Source organism: Brevibacillus sp. BC25 (assembly GCF_000282075.1).
In the GTDB taxonomy this organism is placed as follows: Bacteria; Bacillota; Bacilli; order Brevibacillales; family Brevibacillaceae; genus Brevibacillus.
Genome location: NZ_AKIX01000130.1, coordinates 80584 through 93879 on the forward strand (window position 1 = coordinate 80584; position 13296 = coordinate 93879).

Annotated in this window: 13 protein-coding genes; 12 read left to right on the forward strand and 1 reads right to left on the reverse strand. The window is 48.7% G+C overall.

The features are described 5' to 3' along the window. Positions 1 to 11 precede the first annotated feature (11 nt). The 12 genes from PMI05_RS28725 to PMI05_RS28780 all read left to right on the forward strand — a co-directional run bounded on the left by PMI05_RS28725 (position 12) and on the right by PMI05_RS28780 (position 12804). Complete coding sequence (locus tag PMI05_RS28725; protein WP_007729631.1) at positions 12 to 404, forward strand: hypothetical protein; 393 nt, start codon at positions 12 to 14, stop codon at positions 402 to 404. 234 nt (positions 405 to 638) lie between these two features. Next, the gene (locus PMI05_RS28730) at positions 639 to 869 is read left to right on the forward strand and encodes a GNAT family N-acetyltransferase (RefSeq protein WP_007729632.1); all 231 of its coding nucleotides are present in this window, start codon (positions 639 to 641) and stop codon (positions 867 to 869) included. Between the two features lie 83 nt (positions 870 to 952). Then, positions 953 to 2809 (forward strand): sensor histidine kinase, encoded by a 1857-nt coding sequence (locus PMI05_RS28735; RefSeq protein ID WP_007729633.1) that lies wholly within the window; start codon positions 953 to 955, stop codon positions 2807 to 2809. Continuing rightward, positions 2781 to 3533: a response regulator gene (locus PMI05_RS28740; protein ID WP_007729636.1), complete on the forward strand. Its 753-nt coding sequence runs from the start codon at positions 2781 to 2783 to the stop codon at positions 3531 to 3533. Before PMI05_RS28735 ends, PMI05_RS28740 begins: the two co-directional genes overlap by 29 nt. A 91-nt stretch (positions 3534 to 3624) precedes the next feature. After that, the gene (locus PMI05_RS28745) at positions 3625 to 4917 is read left to right on the forward strand and encodes a sugar ABC transporter substrate-binding protein (RefSeq protein ID WP_007729639.1); all 1293 of its coding nucleotides are present in this window, start codon (positions 3625 to 3627) and stop codon (positions 4915 to 4917) included. A gap of 54 nt (positions 4918 to 4971) precedes the next feature. Next, a complete protein-coding gene (locus PMI05_RS28750; RefSeq protein ID WP_007729642.1) occupies positions 4972 to 5658 on the forward strand; it encodes a hypothetical protein in 687 nt (228 codons plus the stop codon). 11 nt (positions 5659 to 5669) lie between these two features. Beyond that, positions 5670 to 6608 (forward strand): carbohydrate ABC transporter permease, encoded by a 939-nt coding sequence (locus PMI05_RS28755; RefSeq protein WP_007729644.1) that lies wholly within the window; start codon positions 5670 to 5672, stop codon positions 6606 to 6608. Next, the gene (locus PMI05_RS28760) at positions 6598 to 7455 is read left to right on the forward strand and encodes a carbohydrate ABC transporter permease (protein ID WP_007729646.1); all 858 of its coding nucleotides are present in this window, start codon (positions 6598 to 6600) and stop codon (positions 7453 to 7455) included. The genes PMI05_RS28755 and PMI05_RS28760 overlap by 11 nt, the downstream gene beginning before the upstream one ends. A gap of 50 nt (positions 7456 to 7505) precedes the next feature. Continuing rightward, a complete protein-coding gene (locus PMI05_RS28765) occupies positions 7506 to 8849 on the forward strand; it encodes an FAD-dependent oxidoreductase (protein WP_007729648.1) in 1344 nt (447 codons plus the stop codon). Between the two features lie 30 nt (positions 8850 to 8879). Further along, entirely contained in the window at positions 8880 to 10568 is a 1689-nt protein-coding gene (locus PMI05_RS28770) for a DUF4127 family protein (protein WP_007729650.1), read from the forward strand. 73 nt (positions 10569 to 10641) lie between these two features. Next, the gene (locus tag PMI05_RS28775) at positions 10642 to 11115 is read left to right on the forward strand and encodes an MgtC/SapB family protein (protein WP_007729652.1); all 474 of its coding nucleotides are present in this window, start codon (positions 10642 to 10644) and stop codon (positions 11113 to 11115) included. Positions 11116 to 11691: 576 nt separating this feature from the next. Beyond that, on the forward strand, positions 11692 to 12804 hold the full coding sequence (locus tag PMI05_RS28780; RefSeq protein ID WP_007729654.1) for an aminopeptidase: 1113 nt from the start codon (positions 11692 to 11694) through the stop codon (positions 12802 to 12804). 25 nt (positions 12805 to 12829) lie between these two features. Here PMI05_RS28780 and PMI05_RS28785 read toward each other — a convergent pair whose 3' ends face one another. Beyond that, entirely contained in the window at positions 12830 to 13258 is a 429-nt protein-coding gene (locus PMI05_RS28785) for a DMT family transporter (protein WP_007729656.1), read from the reverse strand. Positions 13259 to 13296: the final 38 nt, after the last annotated feature.

Sequence of the window (13296 nt, forward strand, 5' to 3'; positions counted from 1 at the left end):
GAGGGATCCAGATGGAATACTTGTCATTATGGTTTATCGTAGGGATCATCTTTTCTATAACACTCGCGGCGAAACAGATCAAGCCTTGGCTGAAGTTCGTTATATTCGGTTACTACCTCGTGCTATCCTACCTATTTATCTCTCGTAAAGAACAGATATATAGTGAATATCATCGGGTGCCCGTGCCAGAGCAGTTCTGGGAAACCAACTCGGATTGGGTGGGATTCATGCTGGGCTTTTATTTTGTCCCATTTCTACTCATCCTGCTGTTCATCTACTTTTGGCTGTTTCGAAAAGCCAACAGTGTGAAGAAACGGTTTTTCATTGCTCTTACCATTGTACCCGCAGCGATTATTTATCTATGCTTGCTGTTTGTTTTCAGTATGTACGGATATCGACCTTAAACAAGTGATGTTGGATTATCTTACATAGTTTTGGTTTCTCCGTGCCCCATGAACATGTGAAAATTTGGGTAGCTGTACAGGACGGGGTTTGCCCGAGCGGCTGATGGCAGCTTGCATGATACCGTCCTTTACTTTAAAACATTGGAAAAGTCGAACAAGCTACAAGCGGACGGTTAACAGGCGTCCGTTTTTCTGTTTAAATAGTATGAAAAGTTTCCATGCTGGGAGGTTCTTATGAAGGTATCCAAGCTTAGGTCTGGCCAAGAGGTCATCATCCGTTTAGGAAAAATCGCTGACGCAGAAGCTGTGATACGAAAAATCAATCTGAAAGTCCGTTCAGACAACGATTCTGCTATTCGTTTGTACAGAAAGCTAGGCTTCAAGGAACTCGGTACGGTGACGAGAGAATTTTTGATAGAGGATACATTCTACGATTGTCTTTACATGGGCATCGAAATAGACTGAGGAACAGACCGTCAGGATTTTGACCTGACGGATTTTTTGATGAATAAAATACTGATTATTCAAACAAATGGAAAGGGGCCATCATGAAAAGGAAAGTCTCGACGCTTTTTTTCCAAGGAACACTGCGGGCGAAGATTCTCACGCTTTTTCTCTGTTTGATTGCAATCCCGCTAAGTTTGCAAGGAATCATCACGTACAACAAGTTTTCGGCTTCAACGGAATCGAGAACGGCTGAATACACAGGACAGATTGTGGGTCAGATCAATCGCAACCTGGAGCGCAATATACGGGAGATGAAGCGTTTATCACTCATGCCGCTCTACGATCCAGAAGTCCTGTCCATTTTAAAAGAAATTCAGACAAATACGTCGGCTACTTCTTTTCTCTCCATGGAAAAAAGGGAGAAGATGACACTGTATATATCCAGTCTTTCCTATAGCCGACCAGAAGTAAAAGGTATTCAAATCATCGCGGGGAATGGCATGATTTTTTCCAATCTGGACCCATCCGTCATGAAGAGCAAGGGAGATTTGGCAGAAGAGGGATGGTATTCGCGCGTGATCAAGGAACAGGGGGCAGCCGTCATTATTCCACAGCATCGGCCCGGCTATTATTTGGATGCCTCTGGGGAGCGCTATGTGTCAGTGGCTCGATTATTGCGAGAGCCATATACGAAAGTACCGCTCGGAATCATTAAAATCGATATGAAAATGGACATGTTTGACCAAATCTTGTCCGATATGCCTTTTACCAAGGATGGGAGCTTGATCATCGTAAATGAGGGAAACGAGCTGTTTTATGAAAAGAGGGAGAGCGAAGGCTCACCGGGCTATCGTACTTTGCTGCAAGAAACTGACGGGATCAATCGAGGTGATGCGAATCAGATGATGATTCAGGGACAGCGATATCTCTTCGTGGATCATCAATCGAGAGAGACGGGGCTTGTGGTGATCAGTCTGATTCCGCTCGATATCCTGCTCGCAGAATCCAATAGCTTGCGCAGTTTTACGATGCTGATTGCGGCGATGTTTTTACTCGTCGCTGGCGGGCTCGCGATTTATTTTTCCTATTCACTCAGTAAGCCCCTCGTTCAATTGAAAGAAAAAATGCTGCAAGTAAAGCGAGGTAACTTCCATGAACGAGTTCCTGTAGATTCCCAAGACGAGATCGGGAAGCTGAGCGAGCAATTTAATCAGATGGTCGAGGAAATCAACCGCCTTGTCAATGAGGTGTATCTCAGTAGCTTGCGTGAGCGGGAGGCAGAGCTGGCGGCCTTGCAGAGCCAGATCAATCCGCATTTTATTTACAACACACTCGAATCGATTAATATGATGGCGATCCGCTCGGGTAATTACGATGTGTCTGACATGGTTTCTTCGCTCGGAAAACTCATGCGCTATACGGTCGCTCGAGAGGATGGGCACGTTTCACTGACGCAAGAGCTCGTATCGTTAGAATCCTATGTCCGTATCCAAAAGATTCGTCTGGGCGAGCGCCTTCAGGTGTATATGGACGTGGAAGAGAGCCTGTCAGATCAGCGTATCCCCAAGCTGCTGCTACAGCCATTGCTTGAAAATGCAATTGCACACGGGATTGAACATCAGGAACGGGGAGGAACAATATGGCTCACGGCGCTTGGTCAGGAGGGTGTGATGCAAATCAGCGTGAGGGACAATGGCAAGGGAATGTCTGAGCAATCATTGAGTTGTCTGCTCGCAAGTCTGCATACGCCTATGCAGCAGCATGAGATGACAGGAAACGCACACAATGGGACAGCATTGCGAAACATTTCCCAGCGGCTGACCTTATTGTTCGGGGAAGAGTACAGGCTGACGATTGTGAGCAGACCGGATCAAGGCACAGAAATTACGGTGAAGATTCCGCTCGATTTTCAGAAGGGAGAAACACGAGATGTACAAGGTATTGCTGGTGGAAGATGAACGAATGATTCGGGAAGGATTGAAAACGTTAATTGAAAAAGGAGCATCTGGTTTTGCCGTCATGGCAGAAGCGGAAAATGGAAAGGATGCCCTGCAGTATATGCGCACGGAAATGCCTGATTTGATTGTGACAGATATCCGCATGCGGGAAGTCGACGGCTTGGCGCTGATCGGGAAAATTCGGGAGATGTACGAGGAGCTGCCCATCGTGATTATTAGTGGCTATGGTGATTTTCACTATGCACAGAAAGCGTTGAAGTACAAAGTCTCCGACTATCTCTTGAAGCCCATAGATCGTTTAGAGCTGGTGAGCACGCTCGCAAAAATCAGGCAAGTGCTGGATCGCAAAAAGAAAGTTCGGGAAGAAGAAATCGACGGCAGCCAGAGAGAAGAAAGACAAATCATTCGCAAGATAAAAGCATTCATTCACGATCATTTGGACGGCGATCTGAGACTCCAGACGCTGGCGGAGTCTGTTCATTTGAATCCGATTTATTTGAGTCAATTGTTCAAGACCGAGACGGGGGAAAATGTCTCCGACTACATCACCCAGGTGAGGATGAACCGCGCCAAGCGGCTTTTACACGAGACGAGCCTAAAGGTGTATGATATCGCCCGCTTAGTCGGGTATCAGAGCGCGAAGCATTTCATGCTGGTATTTAAAAAGGAAGTCGGGATGACACCCGGGAGCTACCGAGATCTCGTAGGCAGTGAAGACCTTTAAATCTCATACCAAATCTAAATCTCGCGTGATTTATCTTACTATTCGATCAATTTTATACTGGTGACAGGGAAATCAGATAAGGAGGTACGCCATGAAAAAGGCATTCCTGTTGGCATTGTCTACTGCTTTGACAGCGTTTACATTTGGGTGCAGCAACACCGCAACGACTCCCGGTGACTCCGCAGCGGGCAAGAAAGAAGCAGTCGAGCTTACGTTTTTAACATGGGGAAACCAAGCCCACCTGGACCTGTATACGAAGCTCTCTGAAAAATTTACGCAACAAAACCCGACCATCAAAGTGAAGCTGGAATCTGTGCCATTCCCCGATTACCAGCAAAAGGTGACGGTGCTGGCTGCTGGTCAAGAGCTACCTGACATCGGTTGGGTGTCTGAGCGAATGGTGCCGCAGTTTATGGAAAATGGGATTTTGGAAGATGTCTCGGATGTAAAGAACGACGCTGCTTTTAAGCTGGACGACTTTATTCCGTCGACGCTTGAGCTGTTCCAAAAAGACGACAAATTGTACGGACTGCCGTTTTCTACCCCGCCTACCGTGATGTTTTACAACAAAGACTTGTTTGACAAGGCAGGCTTGAAATCGCCGAACGACCTAGCGAAAGAAGGAAAATGGACGTGGGAGGAATTCGAAAAGTCGTCTCAGGCGATTTCGAGCGGAACCGGGGCGAGTAAAATCTACGGGGCCAACTTCTTCCGCGATTGGAAAACGTGGATCATCCTGTCTTCCTATTCGTGGTCAAATGGCAGCGGCCCGTTCAACAAAGAAATGAATCAGTTCACGTGGAATGACCAATACGGGGTGGAGACACTCAGCATGCTCCAACGGATGATGTTTTCAAATGGGTCGCATCCGAAGGCGGGTGAGCAAGTCAGCTTTGAATCAGGCAAAATCGGCATGTTCTTTGATGTGTACAGCTACGTTTCGAAGGCGCGGACGATCAAGGACTTCAAGTGGGACATCGCTCCGATGCCAGCGGGTTCAAAAGGCTCGGCACCGATGCTCGGTCAGGCAGGGTATTCGATTTTCAAAGGAACGAAGCATTTGGAGGAGACCAAGCTATTCCTTAAGTTCCTCGCGAGTGAGCAGGGTGTTCAGGAGACCTCGACTTACTTTGTACCGCCGCGCTTGTCTGTGCTGAATTCTGATCCGTTTTTGAATGTTCCAGGCAATCCTGACCCTGCACACATCAAGCAGGCGGTTATCGATGAAATGCCTAAGGCACACCTGCAACCAGGCCATGTGGACTGGCAAAAAATCGACACTGCGATACTGGCTGGTTTTGATCAATTATTCGGCCAAACGGCACAGCCTGCGGATATCGTGAAGTCGCTGGAAGAGAAAGTCAATCCGATCCTGAAAAAGTAAGCTCGCCACAACGGTCTGGGATACAGGCCGTTGTGACTTGAGAGGGGGGTTACGATGAATCGTTTTCGACAAGCACTGGAAGAGAAGCCGTTTCTGCTGATGGTCAGTCTCCCGCAAAACGATGAGACCTTGGCCAGAGCAGCGATGGAGGAAGGCGCAGATGGCTTGAAGATGCACATCAATGTGTACCATCGTGCCAGTGGCAACCGGTTCGGTCCTCTGGCTGAATATACGGACTTTCTCCAAACGATACGCAGCCAGTTCGCAGGGCCGATTGGCATTGTTCCGGGCGGGTCAATGGAGGAACTCCATCCCGAGGAAATCAAGCAGTTCGATTCGCTGGGAATCGACTTCATCTCCATCTATGGCCATCATTTGCCTGCGTCCCTTTTGAAAATCGAAGGGGTGGCGAGTACGTTTGCCATCAATGATCAGTTTGACTTGTCCCGATTGGAAGCCGTAAAGCATTTTCCCATGACCGCATTGGAGGCGTCGATTGTTCCGGGGAGTGAGTATGGCACGAGGCTTACGTTTGCCGACCTGCTCACCTATCGGTACATCGTAGAAAAGGCAGGCATCCCGATCATCGTCCCGACACAGCGAAAAATTGTGGCGGAGGATATAGAAGCTCTGCGGGAAACGGGGGTTCGTGTCCTGTTAGCTGGAGCGATGGCGATCGGGAGGACAGAGGATGAAATGCGCCGTTCCATCCATGCACTGCGGAATGCGATTGACAACTAAGGAGGGATCGTATGGAGAGCAAGTTGAATGTCCCGCTCTCTCCTGACAAGAGAACAAGTGGCACAAGGAAAAAATCCTTCAACCGGGAAGCCAATCTGACAGGATGGCTGTTTATCAGCCCGATGGCCATCGGGTTTGTGGTGCTGTTGCTTGGTCCGCTTTTGCTCGCGCTGTACATGAGCTTTACGGATTGGCCGTTACTAGGGGAAGCCGAATTTATTGGTTTGGAAAATTACAGAGCGATCTTTCAGGATGCCGAATTTTGGACGGTCTTGGGCAATACCTTTACGTTCTCTGCTGGTCTCGTCCCCCTGAACATCGTATTGGCGTTGGGGTTGGCCTTACTGCTCGTGCGTAAGCTGCCGGGGATCGGGATTTTCCGAACAGCCATTTTTGTGCCGGTCATGACATCACTGATTGTCTGGGCGATTGTGTGGAAGTATTTGTTTGCGACAGACACAGGGTTTATCAATCAAATCTTGCAGATGTTCGGGATTACAGGTCCCTCATGGCTTTACAATCCAAAGCTGGCGATGCCAGTGGTGATCGTGACGAGTGTCCTGAAAAATGTGGGCTTAAACATGGTTCTGTTCATCGCTGCCTTACAGCAGGTGCCTGTTCACTTATACGAGGCGGCGCGCATTGATGGAGCCAGTCGGACGCGTCAATTGTTTCAGATTACGATCCCGATGATCAGTCCGACGATTTTTTTAACTACGTTGTTGACGATCATCGGCTCGCTCAAGGTGTTTGGGCAGATTTACGTCATGACCCAGGGTGGGCCAGATAACAGTACAAAGGTGCTCGTCTATTACATATGGGAGCGTGCCTTCAAAAACTTTGAATTCGGCTATGCGTCTGCACTTGCCTTTGTGCTGTTCTTTATCATTTTAGTGTTTACGCTCTTGCAGTGGCAGTTTAGAAAAAGGTGGGTGTTCCATGAAGAGTAATCACCACGGATTACAAGCGGGCAAGTTATTGGGAATTGGCGGTCACTATGTAGCGTTAGGAGCGATCTCCCTTCTGATGCTGGTGCCTTTTTTGTGGATGCTTTCTACATCGTTAAAAGAGCCGGCCAAAATATTCGTCTTTCCGCCAGAGTTTATCCCTTCGTCGATCCGTTTAGAGAACTACACGGAGGTTTTGGCGAATACGCCGTTTCATTTGTTCTATTGGAACAGCCTGTACATTGCGATTCTGGTCACGGTTGGAACGGTATTATTTGCCTCGATTGCGGGCTATGCGTTTGCCCGCATTCCGTTTCGTGGACGCAATATCGTCTTTCTGGTGCTGTTGTCGACAATGATGATCCCGCATGAAGTGACGTCGATTCCGATGTTTTTGTTCATGCGCATGCTTGGGTTTATCAATACGCATGTGCCTCTGATCGTGCTTCCCATTTTCGGGGCAGGCGGAATTTTTGGTGTGTTCGTCATGCGCCAGTTTTTCCTCGGGATTCCAAAAGAACTGGAGGAGGCGGCGATGATTGATGGCTGCTCGCGTTGGCGGATTTACTGGAGCATCATGCTGCCACTGGCGAAGCCAGCCATCGCTACGCTGACGATTTTTACGTTTTTGACGAGCTGGAACGAGTTTTACGATCCGCTCATTTTCATCAACGACAGAGAGCTGATGACGCTGCCACTCGCTTTGTCCTTGTTTACCGATGAAGTAGGGACAGCTTGGCATCATCTGATGAGTGCGTCCGTCATGGCGACCTTGCCGCTTTTGATCGTGTTCTTTTTCGCCCAGAAGCAGTTTATCGAGGGTGTATCGATGACAGGCCTCAAAGACTAGAGGAAGCATGGATGTAAAGGAAGTTCAAGTTCAACAAGGAGTGAGTGCAGATGGATCGAGTAGTGGAAGCAGATGTAGTCGTGGTAGGCGGGGGACCGGCAGGAATTAGTGCCGCTCTCGCCAGCGGACGATTGGGAGCCAAAACGATCCTGATCGAGCGTTACGGCTTTCTCGGAGGGATGTCGACGATTGCGCTCGTTTATCCGTGGATGACGTTTCATACGGAGAAAGGCGAGCAAGTCATCAAAGGAATTGCACAGGAAATCGTCGACCGCTTGCAAGAAAAGGGGGGATCGCCTGGACATTTGCAGGATACGGTAGGATTCGTCAGTACAGTCACGCCGTATCATCCGGAAATTTACAAGCTGGTAGCTGTGGAAATGCTCAAGGAAGCGGGCGTCAAGCTGTTTGTCCATAGCTTTGTCGATCAGGTGAATGTAGAAGGGACAGAGATTACTTCTGTTACGCTCACCAGTAAATCAGGCAAGTATGAGATCAAGGCCAAAGTGTTCGTCGATGCGACAGGAGATGCAGATATCGCTTATTTATCGGGAGCGCCGACGAGTAAAGGGCGAGATGCAGATGGGCTGACACAGCCGATGACCATGAAGTTTCGCATGCGCGGAGTCGATCTGGAGCAGGTGAAGCAGTACATGCTTGACCATCCAGATGAGTTTTATCACAAGACGCCGTTTGCACAGTTGCCGTCCATTCCACTGACGGGTGTCCAAGGCTTTTATACGCATTGGAAGGTGTCAGGTGTTCCGATTAATCGGGATCAAGTTCTGTTTTTCACAGGTCCCGAGAGCGATGAAGTTCTGATCAATTGCACGCGGGTGCAGGGGCTGGATGGAACAGATGTCGAGGATTTGACGGAAGCGGAGGAAGAAGGGAGACGTCAAGTGTTGTTGATGTCTGAATTTTTGAAAAACAGAGTCCCCGGTTTTGCGAAAGCGTCCGTCTCCGCAGTCGGAACGCAAATTGGCATCCGTGAGACGCGCAGAATCGTCGGGGAGTACAGCTTGACGATCGAAGACGTGGTCGCGGGCAGGCGTGTTCCGGATGTCATTGCACGAAGCGGCTATCCGGTTGACATTCACGATCCTTCTGGCAAAGGCGTAGTGGCTGCAGATATTGAAGGGGAGGGCGCTTATGACATTCCGTATCGCTGTCTAATCGCTCAATCCATCGACAACTTGCTTGCGGCGGGGCGTTGTATCTCTACGACACATGAGGCGCTGGCTACGACCAGGCTTACCCCGAGCTGTATGGCTACAGGGCAAGCAGCAGGTACAGCAGCGGCCATTGCCTTTCACGACAAGACCATTCCGCGTTTGATTCACGTGGCGAAATTACAGGAACAATTGCGTCTAGCGAATGCCGTCCTCGATTAAACCTTTTCATTTTGAAAGGAGATTGGATCTATGAAAAAGTTGCGCGTTGTCATTTCAACACTGGCTATGGCAGCACTAGTAACAGGCATGGTTCCATTTACGCAGACGAGTACAGTTGCGGCGAAAAAAGCGTCACCAAAGCCAATTGCCAAAGTCGCCCTTGTCCCCCTTGATGATCGTCCGGTCAACACGTATTTTCCGCAAATGTCAGCACGGGCAGGCGGGGTGGAGGCGATTATGCCGGATGAAGACATGCTCGGTCACTTTATGACGCCGGGCGATGGGGAAGAAATTGGCGATTGGCTGATCAAACAAGCAAGCAAAGTGGACGGCTCGGTCATCTCTGTCAGCATGCTGGCATATGGCGGACTGGTTGCGTCCCGTACTGATCAACAGTCCTATGAAGATGCCCTATCAAATATCGAAGCCATTAAGAGACTGAGAGACAAACATTCCAAAAAGCCGATCTACGTCTTCGATACAATTCAACGCCTGGCGGTGACGGCGACTGATCCCGAAACATTGAAGTACTATGAGCAAATCAGAGAATGGGCCATTTTATACGATGAAGTGCACAACCTCGGCATGATAGAAAAAAAGGATCGACTCGATCAGCTGGAAAGGGAGATTCCTGAGTCTGTGCTGGAAGATTACTTGAATGCCCGCGAACGTAACCACAAGATTAACTCCTTGATGATTGATTGGGTAGAGGATGGGACCATTGATTATTTAGTGCTGGCTCAGGATGACGCTGCTCCCCATGGTCTTCACCGGGCAGAGCGGGAGACTTTGGTCAAAAAAGCAAAGGAGCTGGATGTAGAGGATCGTGTGGCGATTTTCCCTGGAGCGGACGAAGTAGGAACCGTCTTGTTGAGCCGATTCGCCTTGAACGAAATGCGCATCCATCCAAAAGTAGCAGTCGAGTATTCGGGTATAGACGGCAGTGAGTGGACGGCGCCGTTTGAAGACACGACCTTTGATGTAAATGTCGAGAAACATATCATCGCAGCAGGCGGCAAACCAGTTCGGGATGAAGACGATGCAGATATCGTATTAATGATTAATTCACCGAAGAAAAAAGGACAGAGCAACGCAGAGAGACGCGAAGACCTGGATGAGTTCGTCGAAGAAATCAATGATCTTCTGGAGGAAGGAAAGCAGGTCGCCATTACAGACGTTACGATTACAAACAAAGCTGACCCTGAGCTGATCGAGCGACTACAAGAAGAAGTAAAGCTGCCAGAACTTTTCGCCTACACGGCATGGGGAACGGCGGGAAATAACATGGGAAGCGCGTTGGGACAGGCATTGCAACGATCAGCCTTTTTGGAAAAAGGAAATCAGTTCGGTGTGCCCTTAACGGTGGATGCGGCAAAAACCCATATCAATCTGCTCTTGTCATCGTTTGTAAATGACCATCATTACCGAAATGAAGTCATGGCAGAAGCACGCAATCTCGTAAAAGAGTTGAATGGGAATGAATGGAATCTCGGAGATGATTACGACGAAGTCAATGATTTTGTGAGAGATGCACTGACACCACATACGGAAGAATGGTACGAAAACTACTTTGCCAATCAATCGCTGGTTATTGGGAAGCGAGGCAAGAATACGTTTGAAGGCGAAATCGTCGAATTAACGGATAGGGAGATCAAGCTTCCTTGGGAACGGTTATTTGAAGTCTTTGTCGGGCCAGAAGTGAAGATTGAAAGGAAGTAAGGTTTAGAAAAAGCCGGTCTATTTTTCTAGTCTGCACATATCATGTCTCTATCGCTATAAGAAGGTGACTAGGATGGAGACTCTACAATGGTTGTATGTGCAGTATGACTTGGAAATGTATGTGAGGGTAGTGGTGAGCGCGATTCTCGGTTTGTTTATCGGGTGGGATCGCTCGCATAGAAATAAGCCTGCCGGGCTGAAAACGTACATGTATGTGTCGGTAGCCTGCACGCTCATCACACTCGTTTCTATTTACAGCACAAAGCTATACAGCGCGCCTGGCAACGGAACGATGATGGACCCGATGCGCTTGGCTGCACAGATTGTCACAGGTCTTGGCTTTTTGGGAGCAGGCGTCATCTTGAAGGACGGCTTGAAAGTAAAAGGACTGACCTCCGCAGCCATGATCTTTTTCGCTGGAGGAATTGGCATAGGGATCGGTGCCGGATTTTACGGCATTGTGATATTCTCGGTCATCATCGCCTTTGTACTCGCCAGGATCAGTCAGCGTTTGGAAGATGTCCAGCACAAGCGGTTAGGAAAGTGAATCATGGAGAAGCGGTGTATTAGCATCGCTTTTTACTTTTTGCAGGAGCTGTAGTGGGAGGAAGAAGCGAATTTCCAGTCTACGCTTCGGCCTCCGCCCTGCAAGGGGAGGTAAGACTGTCCGCTTCGGAATAAATGGCGGGAGCGCTTCAAACGTAGAAGTTTCGAGGAAGTATTTCATAAGTGAAGCTTAAATTCCCCGCCATTTATTCCTACGCTAGGTTGGGCTCCAGAGGCGCTTGGACTGGAAATTCGCTTCTTCCTACGTAGCTATTCGTTCATTCATTGAAAGTGGTTCTAAGATGTTCTATTTCAACTGAATTAACTTCCACAAGCTTCCTTGCGTTAACTTGCAAAACGTTTTAATAACACGAAGGAATTTACTGCTGTCCGGAAGCACTGTCACATGTTTGGAAGGAGACCGCCCGAACGAAGAGAGGATATAGGCGACTGGAAAACATGTGGCAGGGCTTCTCCCGACCACAACAGTGGGATCAAGTTTTTTTCGATGATATTCCTCTGACAAACGCACGCTATGCTGGAAGGGTAATGATAATCTGGAAAGGACGCGTGACGGATGAGAGATGAAAGACTAGGAAAAATAGCCGACAACTTAATTTCGTACAGCCTGGATGTGCAAGCCAAACAGCATATTATGATCATGGTCGTGGATGAAGGAGAAGCGCTGGCAATGGAATTGGTGAAGCGCCTGTATGCGAAGGGAGCGTATCCTCACCTGCGCTTTGTCCGGCCGAAGGTCCAGCGGGAATGGTTGAAAGGGCTAACGGAAGAGCAGCTTGCCCAGACCGTTCAGTGGGAAAAGGACATGTGGTTTGGCATGCAAGGCTATATCGGAATTCATGGCGAGACAAATGACAGTGAGATGAAGGATGTTCCGCAGGAGAAGTACCGTCTGTACGCAGAAGCGTATAATTCCATTTTCCATCATATCGACAATCAAGTTACAGGACTGCGCATTAATTACCCGACCTCGGCCCTTGCTCAAAAGGCCAACATGACGACAGAAGCGTTTGAAGATTTTTATTTCAACGTATGTTCACTCGATTATCGGAAAATGGCTGAAGCGTGCCAGCCGTTGTACGACCTCATGGACAAAACGGACAAGGTGCGCATCGTCGGACCGGGGACAGACCTGACGTTTTCGATCAAAGGGATTGGGACGCGGACAGCGGTAGGCAAACGAAACATTCCCGATGGCGAAGTGTATACCTCTCCCGTGCGCGACTCGATTCACGGGACGATCAGCTACAATACGCCCAGCAATTTCAAAGGCACGACGTTTGAAAACGTCCGGTTTACTTTTCGGGAAGGAAAGATTGTCGAGGCCTACGCTAACCATACAGACAAGCTCATGGAAATATTAGACACGGATGAAGGTGCACGCTACATCGGTGAATTCGCCATTGCGTTTAACCCGTACATTTTGCACCCGATGGGCGATACTTTGTTTGATGAAAAAATCGCGGGTAGCTTCCATCTCACACCGGGCCGTGCCTATGATCAGGCGGATAACGGCAACCGCAGCGCGATTCATTGGGACTTGATCTGCATTCAGCGTCCGGAATATGGTGGCGGCGAAATCTGGTTTGACGATGTACTCATTCGAAAAGACGGAAGGTTTGTGCATGAGGCGCTACTGGAGCTGAATCCGGAGCAATTGATTCTGTAGAGGAGGGCGATCATGCCCTCCTTTTTTATTTGAGTTTGAAAACGACTACGCCTGCGATCATGATGCCGATTCCGATGATTTTGTTCAAGGTGATCGGAACCTTTTGCACGCCGAACAGGCCGAGAGAATCAATGAGGAGAGCGACGAGCAATTGTGAGATGAGCAGAATCGATACGGCGTAAGCAGGGCCGATGGCGGTAATGCCTTTCATCACACTAAAAACGATGATCGCTCCGAAAACGCCTCCTAGCAAATACACCTTGTTCACTTCCCCGATGCTTTTCCAATCGCCATCACGAACGTAAAGAAAGATCGCGAACGATACAAGAAAACCTACGGCGTGAACAATCGCATTGGTTTGCCACAGTCCGAGCTTTGTACTAGCCTGCGCATTGAACACGCTTTGCAGACAAATAAAAACGCCAGCGAGTAACGAAAAGAGAATGCCTTGCACAATATGACCTCCTATCTGGTTGATTACTCATAGATGTT

Coding starts and splice junctions, on each gene's coding strand:
- PMI05_RS28725 (WP_007729631.1), top strand. CDS start 12: ATGGAATACTTGTCATTATGGTTTATCGTAGGGATCATCTTTTCTATA.
- PMI05_RS28730 (WP_007729632.1), top strand. CDS start 639: ATGAAGGTATCCAAGCTTAGGTCTGGCCAAGAGGTCATCATCCGTTTA.
- PMI05_RS28735 (WP_007729633.1), top strand. CDS start 953: ATGAAAAGGAAAGTCTCGACGCTTTTTTTCCAAGGAACACTGCGGGCG.
- PMI05_RS28740 (WP_007729636.1), top strand. CDS start 2,781: ATGTACAAGGTATTGCTGGTGGAAGATGAACGAATGATTCGGGAAGGA.
- PMI05_RS28745 (WP_007729639.1), top strand. CDS start 3,625: ATGAAAAAGGCATTCCTGTTGGCATTGTCTACTGCTTTGACAGCGTTT.
- PMI05_RS28750 (WP_007729642.1), top strand. CDS start 4,972: ATGAATCGTTTTCGACAAGCACTGGAAGAGAAGCCGTTTCTGCTGATG.
- PMI05_RS28755 (WP_007729644.1), top strand. CDS start 5,670: ATGGAGAGCAAGTTGAATGTCCCGCTCTCTCCTGACAAGAGAACAAGT.
- PMI05_RS28760 (WP_007729646.1), top strand. CDS start 6,598: ATGAAGAGTAATCACCACGGATTACAAGCGGGCAAGTTATTGGGAATT.
- PMI05_RS28765 (WP_007729648.1), top strand. CDS start 7,506: ATGGATCGAGTAGTGGAAGCAGATGTAGTCGTGGTAGGCGGGGGACCG.
- PMI05_RS28770 (WP_007729650.1), top strand. CDS start 8,880: ATGAAAAAGTTGCGCGTTGTCATTTCAACACTGGCTATGGCAGCACTA.
- PMI05_RS28775 (WP_007729652.1), top strand. CDS start 10,642: ATGGAGACTCTACAATGGTTGTATGTGCAGTATGACTTGGAAATGTAT.
- PMI05_RS28780 (WP_007729654.1), top strand. CDS start 11,692: ATGAGAGATGAAAGACTAGGAAAAATAGCCGACAACTTAATTTCGTAC.